Source organism: Thermohalobaculum xanthum, from assembly GCF_016623495.1.
Lineage (GTDB): Bacteria > Pseudomonadota > Alphaproteobacteria > Rhodobacterales > Rhodobacteraceae > Thermohalobaculum > Thermohalobaculum xanthum.
Genome location: NZ_JAEHHL010000005.1, coordinates 56,956 through 74,727, shown reverse-complemented (window position 1 = coordinate 74,727; position 17,772 = coordinate 56,956). Strand labels below are relative to the sequence as shown.

General features: G+C 70.5%; 20 protein-coding genes. 8 read left to right on the top strand and 12 right to left on the bottom strand.

Annotated features, from left to right (window positions below):
• The first annotated feature begins 39 nt into the window (after nt 1-39).
• From H0I76_RS09425 to H0I76_RS09415, 3 genes are read left to right on the top strand one after another with little or no spacing between them, the layout of a single operon-like run.
• Entirely contained in the window at nt 40-1,026 is a 987-nt protein-coding gene (locus H0I76_RS09425) for a class I SAM-dependent methyltransferase (RefSeq protein ID WP_200609689.1), read from the top strand.
• The gene (pgeF, locus tag H0I76_RS09420) at nt 1,023-1,775 is read left to right on the top strand and encodes a peptidoglycan editing factor PgeF (RefSeq protein WP_200609617.1); all 753 of its coding nucleotides are present in this window, start codon (nt 1,023-1,025) and stop codon (nt 1,773-1,775) included. The genes H0I76_RS09425 and pgeF overlap by 4 nt, the downstream gene beginning before the upstream one ends.
• 34 nt (nt 1,776-1,809) lie before the next feature.
• Nucleotides 1,810-2,955, top strand: coding sequence for a M24 family metallopeptidase (locus H0I76_RS09415; protein WP_200609616.1), 1,146 nt, complete (start codon nt 1,810-1,812; stop codon nt 2,953-2,955).
• Nucleotides 2,956-3,016: 61 nt separating this feature from the next.
• On the opposite strand, the gene H0I76_RS09410 is transcribed toward H0I76_RS09415, so the two are convergent.
• Nucleotides 3,017-3,517 carry an Lrp/AsnC family transcriptional regulator gene (locus H0I76_RS09410; RefSeq protein WP_200609615.1) on the bottom strand — a complete coding sequence of 167 codons (501 nt, stop codon included), beginning with the start codon at nt 3,515-3,517 and terminating at the stop codon, nt 3,017-3,019.
• A gap of 108 nt (nt 3,518-3,625) precedes the next feature.
• On the opposite strand from H0I76_RS09410, the gene H0I76_RS09405 reads away from it, so the two are divergent.
• From H0I76_RS09405 to H0I76_RS09395, 3 genes are all read left to right on the top strand, one after another.
• Complete coding sequence (locus H0I76_RS09405; protein ID WP_200609614.1) at nt 3,626-4,645, top strand: mitochondrial fission ELM1 family protein; 1,020 nt, start codon at nt 3,626-3,628, stop codon at nt 4,643-4,645.
• 70 nt (nt 4,646-4,715) lie between these two features.
• The gene (gene trxB / locus H0I76_RS09400; RefSeq protein ID WP_200609613.1) at nt 4,716-5,684 is read left to right on the top strand and encodes a thioredoxin-disulfide reductase; all 969 of its coding nucleotides are present in this window, start codon (nt 4,716-4,718) and stop codon (nt 5,682-5,684) included.
• Nucleotides 5,681-6,403 carry a class I SAM-dependent methyltransferase gene (locus tag H0I76_RS09395; protein WP_200609612.1) on the top strand — a complete coding sequence of 241 codons (723 nt, stop codon included), beginning with the start codon at nt 5,681-5,683 and terminating at the stop codon, nt 6,401-6,403. The genes trxB and H0I76_RS09395 overlap by 4 nt, the downstream gene beginning before the upstream one ends.
• Before the next feature lie 588 nt (nt 6,404-6,991).
• Here the strand turns inward: H0I76_RS09395 and parC are convergent.
• The 8 genes from parC to H0I76_RS09355 all read right to left on the bottom strand — a co-directional run bounded on the left by parC (nt 6,992) and on the right by H0I76_RS09355 (nt 13,084).
• Nucleotides 6,992-9,319 (bottom strand): DNA topoisomerase IV subunit A, encoded by a 2,328-nt coding sequence (gene parC, locus H0I76_RS09390; protein WP_200609611.1) that lies wholly within the window; start codon nt 9,317-9,319, stop codon nt 6,992-6,994.
• A gap of 81 nt (nt 9,320-9,400) precedes the next feature.
• Complete coding sequence (cueR, locus tag H0I76_RS09385) at nt 9,401-9,805, bottom strand: Cu(I)-responsive transcriptional regulator (RefSeq protein WP_200609610.1); 405 nt, start codon at nt 9,803-9,805, stop codon at nt 9,401-9,403.
• Between the two features lie 23 nt (nt 9,806-9,828).
• Entirely contained in the window at nt 9,829-10,743 is a 915-nt protein-coding gene (gene fmt, locus H0I76_RS09380; RefSeq protein WP_200609609.1) for a methionyl-tRNA formyltransferase, read from the bottom strand.
• A 6-nt stretch (nt 10,744-10,749) separates the two neighbouring features.
• Nucleotides 10,750-11,289, bottom strand: coding sequence for a peptide deformylase (gene def / locus H0I76_RS09375; protein ID WP_200609608.1), 540 nt, complete (start codon nt 11,287-11,289; stop codon nt 10,750-10,752).
• Nucleotides 11,290-11,358: 69 nt separating this feature from the next.
• Nucleotides 11,359-11,751 (bottom strand): hypothetical protein, encoded by a 393-nt coding sequence (locus H0I76_RS09370; RefSeq protein WP_200609607.1) that lies wholly within the window; start codon nt 11,749-11,751, stop codon nt 11,359-11,361.
• Entirely contained in the window at nt 11,751-12,116 is a 366-nt protein-coding gene (locus H0I76_RS09365) for a hypothetical protein (RefSeq protein ID WP_200609606.1), read from the bottom strand. Before H0I76_RS09365 ends, H0I76_RS09370 begins: the two co-directional genes overlap by 1 nt.
• Entirely contained in the window at nt 12,113-12,502 is a 390-nt protein-coding gene (locus H0I76_RS09360; RefSeq protein ID WP_200609605.1) for a hypothetical protein, read from the bottom strand. The genes H0I76_RS09365 and H0I76_RS09360 overlap by 4 nt, the downstream gene beginning before the upstream one ends.
• A gap of 45 nt (nt 12,503-12,547) precedes the next feature.
• Nucleotides 12,548-13,084, bottom strand: coding sequence for a hypothetical protein (locus H0I76_RS09355; RefSeq protein ID WP_200609604.1), 537 nt, complete (start codon nt 13,082-13,084; stop codon nt 12,548-12,550).
• 229 nt (nt 13,085-13,313) lie between these two features.
• Here H0I76_RS09355 and H0I76_RS09350 point away from each other — a divergent pair, with 229 nt between their 5' ends.
• Nucleotides 13,314-14,294 (top strand): HpcH/HpaI aldolase/citrate lyase family protein, encoded by a 981-nt coding sequence (locus tag H0I76_RS09350; RefSeq protein ID WP_200609603.1) that lies wholly within the window; start codon nt 13,314-13,316, stop codon nt 14,292-14,294.
• Between the two features lie 60 nt (nt 14,295-14,354).
• Here H0I76_RS09350 and H0I76_RS09345 read toward each other — a convergent pair whose 3' ends face one another.
• Nucleotides 14,355-14,864, bottom strand: coding sequence for an OmpA family protein (locus H0I76_RS09345; protein WP_200609602.1), 510 nt, complete (start codon nt 14,862-14,864; stop codon nt 14,355-14,357).
• A 232-nt stretch (nt 14,865-15,096) separates the two neighbouring features.
• On the opposite strand from H0I76_RS09345, the gene H0I76_RS09340 reads away from it, so the two are divergent.
• On the top strand, nt 15,097-16,056 hold the full coding sequence (locus H0I76_RS09340) for an acetyl-CoA carboxylase carboxyltransferase subunit alpha (RefSeq protein WP_200609601.1): 960 nt from the start codon (nt 15,097-15,099) through the stop codon (nt 16,054-16,056).
• Nucleotides 16,057-16,080: 24 nt separating this feature from the next.
• On the opposite strand, the gene H0I76_RS09335 is transcribed toward H0I76_RS09340, so the two are convergent.
• Together H0I76_RS09335 and H0I76_RS09330 are read right to left on the bottom strand one after the other, a co-directional pair.
• Nucleotides 16,081-16,911 carry a methyltransferase domain-containing protein gene (locus tag H0I76_RS09335; RefSeq protein WP_200609600.1) on the bottom strand — a complete coding sequence of 277 codons (831 nt, stop codon included), beginning with the start codon at nt 16,909-16,911 and terminating at the stop codon, nt 16,081-16,083.
• Nucleotides 16,912-17,049: 138 nt separating this feature from the next.
• Nucleotides 17,050-17,772, bottom strand: a complete 723-nt coding sequence (locus H0I76_RS09330) for a lysophospholipid acyltransferase family protein (protein ID WP_200609599.1) — start codon at nt 17,770-17,772, stop codon at nt 17,050-17,052.

Genomic DNA, 17,772 nt, shown 5'->3' with positions numbered 1-17,772 from the left:
GGCCGGATCGCCGCGCGCCAGATCGCGGCGCAGGGGCCGATGAGCGTGGCGGATTTCATGGCGCTCTGCCTCGGCCACCCCGAGCATGGCTATTACACCACGCGCGACCCGCTTGGCGCGGCGGGCGATTTCACCACCGCGCCCGAGATCAGCCAGATGTTCGGCGAGATGATCGGCCTGTGGCTGCGCTCGGCCTGGGAGGCGATGGGCGCGCCCGCCGACCTGCGCGTGATCGAGCTCGGCCCCGGCCGCGGCACGCTGATGCAGGATGCGCGCCGCGCCATGGGGCCTCTGGCGCAGGCCGAGACATGGCTGGTCGAGACCTCGCCGCGACTTCGCGCCGAACAGGCGCGGCGCCTGCCCGGCGCGTGCTGGGCCGACCGGCTCGACGAGGTGCCGGAGGGTCCGGCGCTGATCGTCGCCAACGAGTTTCTCGACGCGCTGCCCGTGCGCCAGTTCATCGCGACACCGGAAGGGTGGCGCGAGCGGCAGGTCGGGCTGAAGGGCGAGCGGCTGGCCTGGGGCCTGTCGGGCGTGCTGCCGGGCTTCGACCCGGCACCGCCGGGCGCATGGGCGGAGAGCTCGCCCGCCGCTCGGGCAACCGCCGCCGGGATCGCGCGCCGGATCGCGGCGCATGGTGGCGCCGCGCTGCTGATCGATTACGGCTATCGCGCCGCCGACCGGCCCGCGGGGTGGACCCTACAGGCGCTTCGCCGCCATGCGCCGGCCGACCCGCTGGAGGCGCCGGGCGAGGCCGACCTGACATGGCTGGTGGATTTCGACGCGCTGGCCGCCGACCTCGCCCCGCTGGCCTGCCGCGTCACGTCCCAGGGCCGGTTCCTCGCGCAGATGGGCATCGGCCATCGCGCGGCGGCACTGGCCGAGGCCCGGCCCGACCAGGCCGGCACGATCGCCGATGCGCTCGAGCGCTTGACGGCGCCGGCGGCGATGGGAACGCTCTTCAAGGTGCTCGCGGCGCTGCCTCCGGGCGCGCCCACCCCGGCCGGATTTGACGAGGACGCATGACCCTTTCGCCCATCACCGCCCCCGAGATGCGCGGCATCGCGCATGGCTTCTTCACCCGCAAGGGCGGCGTGTCGCAGGGCATCTATGCCGGCCTCAATTGCGGCCCCGGCTCGGGCGACGATGCCGGCGCGGTGGCCGAGAACCGCGAGCGCGTGACCGCGCATTTCGGGGCGGCGACGCTGGTCTCGCTGCACCAGATCCACTCGGCCGACGTCGTCACCGTCGCCGCCCCCTGGGGAAGCGAGCGGCCCAGGGCAGACGCCATGGTCACCGACCGCCCCGGCATCGCGCTGGGGGTGCTGACCGCCGACTGCGCCCCGGTCCTGTTCGCGGACCGCGAGGCCGGCGTGATCGGCGCGGCCCATGCCGGCTGGAAGGGCGCGATCGGGGGCGTGGCCGAGGCCACCCTCGAGGCGATGGAGCGCCTCGGGGCACAGCGCCAACGCGTGGTCGCGGTGATCGGCCCGACCATCTCGCTGCGCGCCTACGAGGTCGGCCCCGAATTCGTCGAGCGCTTCATCGACGAGGACCCCGACCACGCCCGCTTCTTCGCGGGCGGCGCGGGCGACCGGGCGATGTTCGACCTGCCGGGCTTCCTGCTGGCGCGGCTGCGCGAGGCCGGCGTCGCCGACGCCGCCTGGACCGGGCACTGCACCTATTCCGACGAGGCCTCGTTCTACAGCTATCGCCGGGCCATCCACCGCGACGAGCCGGATTACGGCCGCCTCGTCGCCGCCATCATGCTTTGATCCCAACCCTGCCCCCGACACGCGCGAGGCCGCCATGCTGCATTTCACCGAAGCCGAGTTCGACGCGCGCATGACGCGCACCCGCGCAGCGATGGCCGAGCGCGGGCTCGACGCCATGTTGCTGTTCGCCCCGGAGAGCCAGTACTGGCTGACCGGCTACGACACCTTCGGGTTCTGCTTCTTCCAGTGCCTGATCGTGAGTGCAGACGCGCCGGTGCTGCTGACCCGCTCGGCCGACCTGCGCCAGGCGCAGCTGACCTCGACCGTCCGCGACATCCGCATCTGGAAGGACCGCGCCGGCGCCGACCCCACCGAGGACCTCGCCGCGATCCTCGCCGAGCTCGGCCTCACCGGCGCGCGCATCGGCTGGGAGACCGCGACCCAGGGCCTGACGCATTCCAATGGCCGCCGCGTCGAGGCGCGCATCGGCGAGATGGCGCACCTGGTCGAGGCCTCGGACCTGATGGGCAAGCTGCGGCTGGTCAAGTCGGCGGCCGAGATCGCCTATGTCCGCCGCGCGGCCGAGCTGGGCGACGCGGCCTTCGACGCGGCTGTCGCGGTCACGCGCCCGGGCGCCAACGAGGGCGACGTGCTCGCGGCGATGCACGACGTGATCTTCCGCGGCGGCGGCGACTACCCGGCCAACGAGTTCATCGTGGGCTCGGGCGAGCACGCGCTGCTGTGCCGCTACCAGGCCGGTCGCCGGACATTCGAGGCCGACGACCAGCTCAACCTGGAATGGGCGGGGACCTACCGCCACTACCACGCGGCCAATTTCAAGACGATCGTGATCGGCACGCCGCGCCCGCAGCATGTCGCGATGCACGCGGCGGCGCGCGACGCGCTGATGGCCTGCGAGGCGGCGCTGCGCCCGGGCCGGCCCATGGCCGAGGTGTTCGACGCCCATGCAAGGGTGCTCGACGCGGCGGGCTTCGGCGCGCACCGGCTGCATGCCTGCGGCTATTCCCTGGGGCCGCGCTTCGCGCCGTCGTGGATGGAGGACCAGATGTTCTACGAGGGCGCGCCAACGATCATGGAGCCCGGCATGGTCTTCTTCCTGCACATGATCCTGATGGATTCCGAGAGCCGCACGGCGATGTGCCTCGGGCGCACCTCGCTGGTGACCGACGGCGCGGCCGAGCCGCTGAGCCGGATGCCGCTCGACATGGTGGTGGTCTGAGCCGGTCACCGCAGATTGGCCGCAGCCCGCGCCGCGTCATGGCCGCGTCAGGGCCGGGCTCTCAGCTGCCCTCGGGGAACAGGTGATCCGACAGCTCGAAGGGCACGCCCGGCTCGTTCTTGGCCGCGCGGATCACCAGCGAGGTCTTGACGCTGGCCACGTTCGGCGCGGCGGTCAGCTGGCCGGTCAGGAAGTTCTGGAAGCTCAGCAGGTTCGGTGCCACGCATTTCAGCAGGAAGTCGATTTCGCCATTCAGCATGTGGCACTCGCGCACGATCGGCCAGCCGCGCACCAGCGCCTCGAAGGCGCTGAGGTCGGGTTCGGCCTGGCTCTTGAGGCTGACCATGGCGAAGACCATCACCTCGTAGCCCAGCGCGCGGGCATTCACGCGGGCATGATAGCCCTCGATATAGCCCGCCTCCTCCAGCGCGCGGACGCGGCGCAGGCAGGGCGGGGCCGAGATGCCGACCCGGCGCGAGAGCTCGACATTGGTCATTCGCCCGTCGCCCTGAAGCTCGAGCAGAATGCGACGGTCGATAGGGTCGAGCTTGTTGGCCGACATGTAGGCTTTACCTCTTGCTTGTCTCGTCGCTCTGGCCAGAGCGCATGCGGGTCGATATGTATGCGGCAGTCATCCCGAAAGCAATAAAATTGCAGGCCCAAGCAACAAATGGAAACTTCTCGCGCCGACCCCGGAACACTTGCCATCTGGACGATGACCGATGGCCGGGCCGGAAACCAGGCGCAGGCGCTGGGTCTGGCCGAGGCCGTGGCGCGATGTAGCCCCGCGACCATCGTTGCGCAAGAGGTGCGTCCGGCGCGATTGGCCGCATGGCTGCCGGCGCGCCTGTGGCACCTGCTCGGCCGTCTGCCGGGCTGGCCCGAGACCGGGCTCGCACGCGACTGCCCGCCGCCCGCGCCGCCGTGGCCCGATCTCGTCATCGGCGCGGGGCGGCGCGCCGCGCCCTTCGTCGCCGCGCTGGGCCGGCGCCACGGCGTGAGGACCGTGCAGATCCTCGACCCCCAGATGGACCCCGCGGCCTTCGACCTGATCGTCGCCCCCGAGCATGACCGGCTGCGCGCGCCGAACGCCATCTCGACGCTGGGCGCGGTCGGGCGCATCACCCCGGACACGGTCGAGGCGGCCGCGGCCCGCCTCGCACCGCGCCTCGCCTACCTGCCGTCGCGCCGCGTCGCGGTGCTGGTCGGCGGCCCCGGCAAGGCGGCGCGCTGGGCCGAGGGCGACGCCGAGCGCCTGCTCGATGCGCTGGCCGCGCTCGACGCGGAAGGCGTGGGGCTGATGGTGACCACCTCGCGCCGCACCGACCCCGCGCTGGCCCGTGCACTCAGCCAGCGGCTCGACCCCGCGCGCGCCTTCGTCTTCACCGGGTCGGGCGAGAATCCCTACCCCGGGATGCTCGGGCTCGCCACGGCCGTGATCGTGACCGCCGACTCGGTCAACATGGCCTCCGAGGCCGCGTCGACGGGCCTGCCGCTCCATGTCTTCGGCGTGGGAGGGATGTCGGCCAAGGCCAGCGCCTTTCTCGATGCGCTGGCCGCGCGGGGCATCGCGCGCGATTTCGACGGTGCGATCGGACAGTGGAGCTACCCGCCGCTTGCCGAGGCCGACCGCGTGGCCCGGCAGGTCGTGGCGCGATTGTTCCCGGGGCGTCCGGTCGCGGGGGCGTGAGGCCACTCCCCCCTTGGCGCACCGCTCCCCAGACCGTATCTAGGGGCGACCGCGCACGGAGGACCGACACATGGCAGAACCCCGCAAGACCCGCGTGCTGATCATCGGCTCGGGACCGGCAGGCTACACGGCCGCCGTCTACGCCGCGCGCGCGCTGCTCGAACCGGTGCTGATCCAGGGGATCCAGCCGGGCGGCCAGCTGACGATCACCACCGAGGTCGAGAACTGGCCGGGGCTGATCATGACCCAGGGCCCCGAGCTGATGCAGCAGATGGAGGCGCATGCCCGCGCCGTCGGCACCGAGATCGTGGCCGACCACGTGACGCGGCTCGACCTCTCGTCACGGCCCTTCGTGGCCGAATGCGACTCGGGCGCGGTCTGGCATGCAGACGCGGTGATCCTGGCGACCGGCGCCCAGGCCCGCTGGCTGGGTCTTCCGTCAGAGGAGAAGTACAAGGGCATGGGCGTGTCGGCCTGCGCCACCTGCGACGGCTTCTTCTACCGAGGCAAGGAGGTCATGGTCGTTGGCGGCGGCAACACCGCGGTCGAGGAGGCGCTCTATCTCGCCAACCTCGCCTCGAAGGTCACGCTGGTCCACCGGCGCGACAGCCTTCGGGCCGAGGCGATCCTGCAACAGCGGCTGTTCAAGCATCCAAAGATCGACGTGATCTGGGACCATGTCGTCGACGAGATCCTGGGCACCCCCGCCGATGGCGTGACCGGCGTGCGCCTGGCCCATGCCGCGACCGGCGAGACCCGCGAGGTCGCGGTCCAGGGCGTGTTCATCGCCATCGGCCACGCGCCCGCCTCGGAACTGGTCAGGGACCAGGTCGAGACCCATTACGGCGGCTACGTCGTCACCAGGGGCGATTCGACCGCGACCTCGGTGCCGGGGCTGTTCGCGGCCGGCGACGTGACCGACCATGTCTACCGCCAGGCCGTCACCTCGGCCGGCATGGGCTGCATGGCCGCCCTCGAGGCCGAGCGCCTGCTCACGGCCGAGGCCGACGCCAGCACGGAAGTGGCGGCGGCCGAGTGAGCACGCGCGCCACGAGCGACGCCGCGCCGACCGTCGACGCCCTGCCCTACAAGGCCGAGCTCGACGCGATCGCCGCGGCGATGCCGGGGCCGATCCTGCAGATCGGCGCGCGCAGGCAGGTGATCGACCGCAGCGCCGAGAACCGTCGCACATGGCGCGAGCGTGCCGCGGACAAAGGCTTCGTCGGGGCCGATCTCGAGCACGGCGAGAATGTCGACGCAGTCTTCGACATCTGCTGGCCACTCGATCGTATCGCGGCGGCGCTGCTGCCCAGCGGCCAGCGCGAATTCGGCGGCATCGTCTGCGCCCATCTGCTGGAGCATGTGAAGGACCCCTTCGGCGCCGCGCGCAACATCGCCGCGCTGCTTGCTCCCGGCGGGCGGGTGTTCATCCAGGTGCCCTGGGTCCAGGCGTTCCACGCCTTTCCCGACGACTACTGGCGGATCTCGCTTTCGGGGCTCGAGCTCCTTTTCGAGGGCCTCGTGCCCGTCGACGCCTTCTATTCCGGCGGATCGAGCGACGTCGCCTACCGCATCACGCGTGGCGGGAGGACCGACTTCTCGCGCCGGACGCGCGAGGCCGAGGCCGAGCTCTTCCAGGTTCTCCTCCCGCGCGAGGCGAGCCAGAGGCTGCTTGCCCAGGCAGGCAAGCGGCTGCACCTCTCGCGCGGCTATCTGCCTGTCACCGTGATCAATTTCGTCGCCGAGAAGCCCGCCTGACCCGACGCGGCGCGCCGGCGCGCGCCAAGCGGCACGCTCGGGCAGTCATGTCCTGGACCAGGAAAGACAGGGCAGGCGAGCAGCACCCGGAAGTCTGCGCGCCGCTCCGAGGCGCGCGGGCCAGTGTCTCCTTCCACCCGTGGAGAACCGGCCGGTTACCGGGCGCTGCCGCCCCCCTTCTGCGCGGCGGCCGGCCAATGGCCGCACCGTCGCCCGCGCTGCAAGGCAGATCGCCATTAATCGTGGCGAGAAAGACGCTGACGCAGCCGTATCCCGTCGATGCCTCGACCCAGCGGACCGGTACCTCGGCCTCCGCCCGGCGAAACCGCCGCCGGAAACCGGAACGCCACTCCACCACCTGAGCCGCAACTCCCCGGGCCAACCTGGCCCGGGTGCACGAGCGACGGGGGTGATCAGAACTGCACGCGACCCCCCCGTCGCACGGCACGCAAAGCGGACACACCTACACAGAGCTTTACGCCACGAGTGTGTTTGTAGGCATGGAACGGGGCTGTTTTTGGGCCGGAACGAGGCTTTTGCGATCCCCCGCCGCGGCGCGTCACCTGTCCCGTATCGAGACAGGTGATCCTAAGTGAAGCGGTTGTCGCGCGGGAAACCGCGCGGCGCCATGCGGCCCGCGCTGGCGCGGCGGGCGATGTATTCGCCCAGCTCGCGCTCGGTTCGCGTGCGCCCGGCAGGATCGAGCCAGGCCAGCCCGTGCTCGAGCGCGAAGGTCGTGGCGTCGGAAAGTCCGCCATCCTTGTACTTCTGCAGGCGGACACCCTTGCCACGGGTCATTTCCGGCAGTTCTTCCAAGGGGAAGACGAGAAGCTTGCGGTTGTCGCCGACTACGGCGACGTGGTCCCCGGTCACCGGGACGCAGACCCGCGCCTTGCCGCCGCCGCGCAGGTTCAGCACCTGCCGCCCGGTCCGCGTCTGCGCCAGGACGTCCGACTCGGCGACGATGAAGCCATCGCCGTCACTCGAGGCGACCAGGCGGCGTGTCCCGGGCTGATGCACGAACAGCGCCACAATCTCGTCATCGTTGCCGAGATCCATCATCAGGCGCACCGGCTCGCCCATGCCGCGGCCGCCCGGAAGCCGGTCGCAGGCCAGCGTAAAGAATCGCCCGTCACTGGCGAAGGCAAGGATCCGGTCGGTGGTCTGAGCGTGGAAAATGAACCGCCCTTCGTCGCCGTCCTTGTACTTGAGCTCCGAGTCGAGCGCGATATGGCCCTTCATCGCCCGGATCCAGCCCATCTTCGAGCAGACCACGGTGACCGGCTCGCGCTCGATCAGCGCCTCGGCCGGGACATCCTCGACGGCGGGCGCGTCGGCAAGACCGGTGCGCCGCGCGCCCTCGGGCCAGGGCGTGGTCGCGCGCCGCGCCTCGGCAATGTCCTCGGCCAGCCGCAGCTGCCTCAGCGCGCGGGGCGCGCCGAACTTGTCGCGCATGGCGCGGATCTCGTCGCCGATCCGGCCCCACTGCAGCGCCTCGTCGCCCACCAGCGCCTCGAGATCCGCCCGCTCGGCCAGGAGCTCGTCACGCTCGGCGCGCAGCTGCATCTCCTCGAGCCTGCGAAGGCTGCGCAGGCGCATGTTGAGGATCGCCTCGGCCTGCACATCACTGAGGAATACGCCATCGGGCGCGTCGCCGTTCGACCAGTCCTCGGCCATCATCACGGCCTTGGGGTCGTCCTCGGTGCGGATGATCTCGATGATCCGGTCGAGGTTGAGGAAGGCGATGATATAGCCCTCGAGCACCTCGAGCCGATGCGCGATCTTGCCCAGCCGGTAGCGCGAGCGGCGCAGCAGCACCTCGCGCCGGTGGTCGAGGAAGGCGCGCAGCACCTCCGCCAGGCCGCAGACCTTCGGCGTGCGCCCGTCGATCAGCACGTTCATGTTGAGCGGCACCCGCACCTCGAGGTCCGAGTTGCGGAACAGCGTCTCCATCAGCATCGCCGGATCGACCGTCCGCGCCCGCGGCTCGAGCACCAGTCGCACATCCTCGGCCGACTCGTCGCGCACATCGGCCAGGATCGCCACCTTCTTCGAGGTGATGAGCTCGGCCAGCCGCTCGACCAGCTTGGACTTCTGCACCTGGTAGGGGATCTCGGTGACGATGATCTGCCAGGTGCCGCGGCCAAGGTCCTCGACCTCCCACCGCGCGCGCAGGCGGAACGAGCCGCGCCCGGTGCGGTAGGAAGACAGGATGCTCTCGCGCGGCTCGACCAGCACGCCGCCGGTCGGGAAATCCGGGCCGGGGATCATGTCGACCAGCGTCTCGGTCCGCGCCTCGGGATGGCGGATCAGGTGCAGGAGCGCCTCGGCGATCTCGCCCACATTGTGCGGCGGGATCGAGGTCGCCATGCCCACCGCGATGCCGGTGGCACCGTTCGCCAGCAGGTTGGGAAACGCCGCGGGCAGGACCTCGGGCTCCTCCTCCTCGCCGTCATAGGTCGGCTTGAGGTCGACCGCATCCTCGTCGAGCCCATCGAGCAGCGCCTGCGCCACGGCGGTGAGACGGCTCTCGGTGTAGCGCATCGCCGCCGCGCCATCGCCGTCGATGTTGCCGAAGTTCCCCTGCCCGTCGATCAGCGGATAGCGCAGCGAGAAATCCTGCGCCGCGCGCACCAGCGCGTCATAGACCGCCTGGTCACCATGGGGGTGGAACTTGCCGATCACGTCACCGACGACGCGAGCCGATTTCTTGTAGCCCGAGGCGGGATCGAGCTTGAGCTGCCGCATCGCCCACAGAAGGCGGCGATGCACAGGCTTGAGCCCGTCGCGCGCATCCGGAAGCGCGCGATGCATGATGGTCGAAAGCGCGTAGGTCAGATACCGCTCGCCCAATGCACGGGCCAGCGGCTCGGCGATTTCGCGCTGCATGTCGTCGTCGGGGGGCGCACTGCTCATAGATCTTGTGTAACTCGCACCTTCAGCGCCGTCCAGAGCGATGCACCCCGCGCGCGGCCGCGGCCGGGTTCGCGATGCGTCTCAGCCACGCCGCGCGGCACCCCCCGCCAGGCCGTTCAGGATCGGGCAATCGGGGCGCCCGTCGCCGGCGCAAGCGTCGGCAAGCCGCTGCAGGTCGGCGCGCAGGGCCGCCAGTTCGGTCATCTGCCGGTCGAGATCCTCGATGCGGGACTCGGCCATGCGCTTGACATCGGCGCTGGCCCGGTCGCGGTCGGAATAGAGGCCCAGAAGCTCGCGGCAGTCGTCGATCGAGAAGCCGAAGGCGCGCGCGCGGCGCACGAAGCCCAGCCGCTGCACGTCGCTCTGGGCATAGTCGCGGTAGCCGTTGCCGGCCCGGCCCGAGGGCGCGACGAGACCGATATCCGCGTAGTAGCGGACCGTCTTGACCGGGAGCCCGGAAGCCCGGGCAGCGTCGCCGATGCGCATGTCTCTCTCCGTGACGCGGCAGTCTACCCCAGCCGTGCGCCCCGCGCGAGCGGCAGCCCGTTGAGGAACTGCGCGGCCGGCATGGCGGCGCGGCCCGCGCGCTGCAGCGTCTCCAGACGCAGCGCGCCCTGGCCGCAGGCGACCAGCAGCCGGTCGTCCAGCACCTCGCCCGGCGCGCCGGTGCCGTCCTCGGACAAGGCCATGAGGATCTTGATCCGCTCGCCCGCGATCTCGCACCACGCCCCCGGGAAGGGCGAGAGGCCGCGAATATGGGCCGAGAGCGCGGCGGCATCCCGCGTCCAGTCGATCCGCGCCTCGGCCTTCTCGATCTTCGCGGCATAGGTGACGCCCTGATCGGGCTGCGGGCGCGCGCTCAGGCGGCCCTGCGCGATCGCGTCGAGCGCGCGCACCATCAGCGCCGCCCCCATCCCGGCCAGCCGGTCATGCAGGCTCGCGGCGGTGTCGCCCGGCGCAATCGGGGTTGCCTCGCAGGTCAGGACCGGCCCGGTGTCGAGCCCTTCCTCCATCCGCATTACGCAGACGCCCGTCTCGGCATCGCCCGCCATGATCGCGCGTTGGATGGGCGCGGCCCCCCGCCATCGCGGCAGCAACGAGGCATGGATGTTGAAGCAGCCCAGCCGGGGCGCATCGAGCGCCCTCCGCGGCAGGATCTGGCCATAGGCGACCACCACCGCGGCATCGACCGCCATCGCCTCGAAGCCGGCCAGCACGTCAGGGTCGCGAAAGCTTGCGGGCGTCAGCACCGGCAGCCCCAGCGCCCCGGCCGCGACGGCCACGGCCGAGGGGCGGGGCTGCTTGCCGCGGCCCGCGGGGCGCGGCGGCTGGGTGTAGACGGCCGCGATGTCGTGCCCGGCATCGGCCAGCGCACGCAGCACCGGCACGGCGAAATCGGGCGTGCCCATGAAGGCAAGGCGCATCGCGCCTCAGCCCTCGACGCGCTCGGCGCCGGCCTTGGCCCGCTCGCGCTTGAGCTTCTTCATCTTGTCGGTGATCATCCGGCGCCGCATCGGGCCCAGGTAATCGATGAACAGCTTGCCGTTCAGATGGTCGATCTCGTGCTGCACGCAGGTCGCCCAGATGCCGGAATAGCTCTCCTCGCGCTCGGCCCCCTGGGGGTCGAGGAAGCGCACGCGCACCTCGGCCGGCCGGGTCACCATGGCGTAGATCTCGGGGATCGAGAGGCAGCCCTCCTCGTAGTCCGAGGTCTCCTCCGAGCTCCAGACCACCTCCGGGTTGATCAGCGCCTGCGGCGCCGGCGGCTCGTCCTCGCGGCGCGCGCAGTCCATCACGATCACGCGGGCGTTCACCCCCACCTGCGGCGCGGCGAGCCCGATGCCCGGCGCGTCATACATGGTGGCGAACATGTCCTCGACCAGCTGTGCTTCGGCCGGGCCGATGTCCGAGACGGCCTCGCAGACCTTCTTCAGGCGCGGATCGGGATGGATGAGGATGGGTCGCAGCATGGTGACGACGTAAGCGATGCCCCCAAGCCGGTCAAGCTGGAGACAGCCGCCCGGTCCCGCGGGCCGCGCTCAGACCTCCGGCAGGCTCGAGAACCACATGTGCCCGCCATAGCGCCCGTCGTCGACGAACACCCACAGGAAGGTCCGCCGGTTGTCCTCGAGATCGCCGCGCTCGTAGTAATAGGCAAGCACGTCGCGCGGCGTCTCGTGGAACGGGAACATCGCGCGCCCCTCGCCGAAGGGCTCGCCCAGCGCCGCGAGGACATCGGCCCGTGTCGAGGTGCCGGCGACCAGCCGTCCGTCCAGCGCCGCGAGATCGACCTCGCGCCCGACCTCCATGTTGAACTCGCACCCAGCCAGAAGCAGTGCCGCCGCCCCCGCAAGGCAGCCCCGCACGATCGCGGGCCCACGCATCGCGTGCAGCCGGTTCCGCGTCTTGGCATTCTTGACCCGGTCCGCCATTACACGCCTCCCTCGTCCACCAGCTGGCTGCTCGCGAACCAGAAATGCCCGTCGTACCGGTCGCCATCGAGCAGGATGAGCAGGAATTTCAGATCCACCGCCTGGGTATCGGTGGTCACCAGTTCGTAGAACATCATGTCGCGCCGCGCGGCGTAGCGCGGCACATAGGTCTCGCCGCGCCCGCGGGGCATGCCCAGCACGCGGATCACGTCGGCTCGCGTGGTCTTGCCGACCTCGAAACCGGTGACAGCCGTCTCGTCAAAGTCGTTGCCGAAACGGATATCGGTCGCGCAACCCGCCAGACCGAGGGAAAGGACCAGCGCAATGGCGCGGGCGGGGCGCAACGCGCGCACGATCGGGCTCATTTCACATCTCCCGGCAGCGTGCTCGAACTCCAAGCGAAGCCGTCGAAGCGACCATCGTGGAAGAACACGAGAAGGATCTGCTGTCGGACGCCCACCTTGGTGATCTCGCCCTCGGTGGTCATGCCCAGCAGCTCGATATCCTCGTAGAACCAGACGTCGTGGCGGCGGTAGTCGGGCGGGAAGACCGAGTTGCCGATCCCGTCGGGCACGCCCAGCAGGGCCTGCACCTCGCGTTGGGTCGACACGCCGCGCGACAGCGAGGTCTCGATGCGGCCGACCTCGGGGAACTCGTCGGCGGCCGATGGCGTCGGCGCGGTGCCGAGCACCGCGGCGGCAAGGCCCGCCAGCCCCGCGCGCGCCATCCTGGTTCGGGTCGGTGCGGTCATCGCGCGCCTCCTCTGCTTCGCCTGGGACGGGACGCGGGCGCCAACTCAGACGCCGCGGGCCCAGGCCTCCATCTGCCGGACGATGTCGCGCGCCGCGACATCGAGGATGTAGTCGTCGGCCCCGAGGGTATAGAGCCCGCCGCTGGAGACCTGGCCGCGGCTCTCGAAGACGCCCAGCATCGCGTCCCCGCCGTCGCCGGTGCGCCAGACGGCCGCGCGCAGCGTTCCCTTGGTCGCGCCCCAGCCGGGCATGACCCAACGCTTGACGGCGCTGCCCTCGATGAACCCCTCGACATCGCAGCTCACGCGCAGCGGCGCCCCGGTGCCGGTGCGGAAGACCTCGCTTTCACGGATCGCCTTTGCCATCGCCGCCGTGGCCTCGCCCGCGAGATCGCGGCTGATCTGAAGCCCCGTGCGGTCCTCGCAAGGCTCGAGGATCACCACGCGCTCGACCTCTCCGCCCAGCGGCGCGACCGTGGTGCTGGCCGACCGGGTCTCGCAGCCCGCAACCGCGAGAAGGCCGATCACCGCCAGCACGGCCATGCCAGTCGTCAGGGTCGGTCGTTGCGCGGTGTCGGTCATCGTCCCGGGCATCCCTCCTGCGTGTCGTCAAAATGTAACAATGATGCCGCGGCGCGACCTTGAGCAGGATCAACATCCGGCACTTTCGGCGCGGGGCGCCGGAGACGCACCCGAACGGATGCGTCGCTGGGCGACGCCGTGAATTGACGCATTCGCCTGTCGGGGATAAACCCGCGCAATAATATTATGTTGCACTGCGGAATCAGCGCCGCACCAGAGGAGTCGCCCGATGAGCTTCACCGTCCAGCCCGCGCCCGTCGCCCGCCCCAACCGCTGCCAGCTGTTCGGGCCCGGCTCGCGCCCGGCGATCTTCCCGAAGATGGCGGCGTCCGCGGCCGACGTGGTCAATCTCGACCTCGAGGACGCGGTCGCGCCTTCGGACAAGGAATCGGCGCGCGCCAACATCATCCGCGCGATCGACGAGATCGACTGGGGCCGCAAGACGCTCTCGGTGCGGATCAACGGCCTCGACACGCCCTACTGGTATCGCGACATCGTCGATCTGCTCGAGCAGGCGGGCGAGCGGCTCGACCTGATCATGATCCCCAAGGTCGGCAACGCCCGCGACCTCTACGCCGTCGAGGCGCTGGTGGCGGCGGTCGAGGCCGCGAAGGGACGCAAGAAGAAGCTGGGCTTCGAGGTGATCATCGAGACCGCGGCAGGGCTTGCGCATATCGAGGAGATCGCGGCCGCGACGCCGCGGCTGCAGGCGATGAGCTTCGGACCGGCCGACTACGCCGCCTCGATGGGCATGCAGACCACCGCGATCGGCGGCACCCAGCCCGGCTATTACATGATCGAGGACGCGCGCGAGGATGGCGGGCCGCGGGCGGTCCACTATCCCGACCCCTGGCACCATGTCTCGGTCGCCATGGTCGCCGCTTGCCGAACTCATGGCGTGCTGCCGGTGGACGGCCCCTTCGGCGACTTCTCGGACCCCGAGGGCTTCCGCGCCCAGGCGCGCCGCTCGGCCACGCTGGGGATGGTCGGCAAATGGGCAATCCATCCCAGCCAGGTCGCGCTGGCGAACGAGGTCTTCACCCCCTCGGACGCCGCCATCGCCCAGGCCCAGCGCGTGCTCGAGGCGATGGAGGCCGCCAAGAAGGCGGGCTCGGGGGCGGTCACGCTCGACGGCAAGCTGATCGACCTGGCCTCGATCCGCCAGGCCGAGGTGATCGTCAAGCAGGCCGAACTGATCGCCGCGGGCTGAGGCGCTTACGGAAGGAAGAACGGCGCCCCCGGCTTCGGCCGAGGGCGCCCGGGCACGTCGCTACTGGATCAGCACCGCCTCGACCCGGCGGTTCTGGGCACGGCCATCGGGCGTCTCGTTCGACGCGACCGGCGCCAGCGGCCCCACGCCGACAGGGGCGAGGCGGTCCTGCGCGATCCCGTGGACGCGGATCAACTCGTTGACCATCGCCTCGGCGCGGCGGCGCGACAGGTCGAGGTTGTAAGTGAAGGCGCCCGTGTTGTCGGTGTGGCCGACCACCGCCACCTTCAGCTCGGGGTCATTGATCAGCACGTTGGCGAGGCGCGCGGTCAGATCCTTGCCCTCGGCGCTCAGGCGGGCGCTGTCGGTCTCGAACAGCACGCCGGTCATCGCGACCTTGCCGTCGCGGCGCAGCGCCTTGCCGATGTCGTCGGGCGAAGCCTGGCTGATGTCAAAGGTCGAGGTCTCGGCGATCTTGCCCGGCGTCTCGCAGCCCGAAAGCGCGAGCGCCGCGCAGGCGGCGAGAACGAGGCCGAGGCCGCGCAGACCCGGCAGGGAAAGTGACGTCATGATTGGACCCTCGTTTTTGGATGGCCACGCGAAAATGTCGCGACACAACTAATGCGTGCATACGCTAGCATTTTTCGTGTCATTTTGATGCATTTTCCTGCTGCGGCATTTCCATGCAGTCCATCCGCGCCGTGCCGCGGGGCGGCCTTGGATTGCATTTCGCGCGCGGATGGTCCATCTGACCGGGACGCCGCGACAGGACGCGGCGCGAGGGTCAGGCACGGGCAGGATCATGCGCAACTATCTCGATTTCGAGAAGGGGATCGCCGAGCTTCAAGGCAAGGCCGAGGAGCTGCGCGCGATGGCGCGCCAGAACCCCAACCTCAAGGTCGAGGCCGAGGCCGACCAGCTCGAGTCCCGCGCGGCCGAGATGCTGCGCGACCTCTATCACGGCCTCAGCGCGTGGCAGAAATGCCAGGTGGCGCGCCACCCGGACCGGCCCCATGCGCTCGATTTCATCCGCGCGCTGTTCACCGAGTACACGCCCCTGGCCGGCGACCGCAACTTCGCCGAGGACCACGCCATCGTGGGCGGCCTCGCGCGGTTCCGCGACCGGCCCGTGGTGGTGATGGGCAACGAGAAGGGCCACGACACGCAGACCCGGCTCGAGCGGAACTTCGGCATGGCCCGGCCCGAGGGCTACCGCAAGGCGATCCGCCTGATGCAGATGGCCGACCGGTTCCAGCTGCCGGTGATCACGCTGATCGACACGCCGGGCGCCTATCCCGGCAAGGGCGCTGAGGAGCGCGGCCAGGCCGAGGCCATCGCCCGCTCGACCGAGGCATGCCTCGCCCTGCGCGCACCCATCGTCTCGGTGGTGATCGGCGAGGGCGGCTCGGGCGGCGCGGTCGCGCTGGCCACTGCAAACCGGATCGCCATGCTCGAACACGCGGTCTATTCGGTGATCTCGCCCGAGGGCTGCGCCTCGATCCTCTGGAAGAACGCCGAGAAGATGAAGGAAGCAGCCCAGGCGCTGCGGCTCACCGCGCAGGACCTCAAGGCGCTGGGCGTCGTCGACCGCGTGATCGAGGAGCCGCTGGGCGGCGCGCAGCGCGACAGATCGCTTGCCATCGCCCGCACAGGCGACGCGATCGCCGCCATGCTGAGCGAGCTCGATGGCCAGAGCGCCTCGGACCTTAAGGCCGGGCGCCGACGCAAGTTCCTCCAGATGGGCACCAAGGCACTCGCCTGATCGCGGCCGGGTCCGCGGCGGGCGTCATCGCGCCGCGGGCGCGCGCGACGCGTCCTTCGGTTTCTCGGCGATCATGCTCACGAACAGGATGGCACCGTAGAACGAGCCGTCCTTCACACGGCGCTCGGCCTCGCTCTTGAACCCCGTCGCCAGGTCGTCGCCGCACTCGCCGGTCGACGCCGCCGCGTCGACGCCACGCGCGATCAGGCTGAGCAGGTAATCGGGCTTCTCGGTCTGCATGTAGCCATGCGCCCGCGTCTTGCGCAGCCGGAACCCCGCCTCGGACAAAAGCGCGGGCAGTCGGCGCATGACATAGGGGTCGTGGATCAGGTTTCGCTGTACCGCCGCCATCGCGGCCTGCAGCGGGTCGCCCGGGTAGAGCTCGACCGTGTTGGTCGCGTAGTCGCCGTCGAAGATCGCGAGCACCCCGCCCGGCTCGAGCACCCGGTACGCCTCGGCCAGCGCGCCGGCGGGATCGGGAAGATGCGAATAGACCGTGTGCGCGACCACCGCCTGGCAGGACGCGCCGTCCTGCCCGGTGTTGACCGCGTCGCCGGGAAGGAAGCGTACCCCGTCCTCGCCGGCGAACCTCTGGCGGGCGCGCGCGATCAGGCCGTAGGACGGGTCGACGCCTGTCATTGCCTTTGGCGCCAGGTTCTCGCGCAAAAGCGCGCTGGTCGCGCCGTTGCCGCAACCGACCTCGAGCAGATGGCCGGTCCCGCGCGGCAGCCCGGCCATGTAATCGGCGCAGATCTCCTGCATCGCCGGCTCGGCCGCCCGCTTGTCCATCGCGGCCGCGACCGCGTCGAGAACCTCGTCAGGCTGATCGGCAATGCGCAGGTAGAGATCGGGCATCGTCCCCCTCCGTATCGCCCCCCGCGCACATCGAGCCTAGCCGAGGGCGCCTCGAATCGCCAATGCGCGACCGGGAGAGCGCCGCGTGCGTCGATCGGATGGCATGGTCGGCGGGGCGTGAACCGCGAACCCGAGTGTTCAGGCGCGCGCCATCTCGTGCATCGCGGTCTCGGCCAGGCGGGCCGAGGCGGGCTCGATCACTGCCTCCATGCGCTCCATCGCCTTTGCGCCCGGCAGGCCCGGCGGCAGGGTCTCGATGAACTCGACGACCAGCGTCCCGGGGCCGCGGATGACGCCGTGCTTGGGCCAGAACACGCCCGCATTGGTCGCGGCCAGCACCATTGGCAGGTCGAGCTGGCGGTAGAGCATCGCCGCGCCGCGCCGGTAGGGCGCGCTGACGCCGGGCGGCACGCGGGTGCCCTGGGGATAGATCACCACCTGCCCGGCCTCGTGGTTCTGGGCCGAGACCTCGCGCAGCACCTTGGCCCCCTGCCCGCGCGACTCGCGGTCGATCGCGACGGTGCCGATGCGCCAGCTGTAGAGCCCGAAGAAAGGCACATAGAGCAGCGAGCGCTTCATCACGAACTTGGCCCGCGGCAGGCATTCGAACAGGACCAGCACGTCAAGCAGCGACTGGTGCTTGGCCGCGACGATCACCGCGCCCCTGGGCACGGCGCCGCGGATCTCGACCCGGATGCCGCACATCAGCCGCGCCAGGCGGATCACGCCGCGCGCATAGGCCCGCATCCAGCCATAGCAAAGGTCGCGCGACCAGATCACGACCGGCAGGCCGAGGATCCCCATCAGCCCCAGCAGGCCATAGACGGCGACCACGAACAGGACATGGCGCAGAATTGCCAT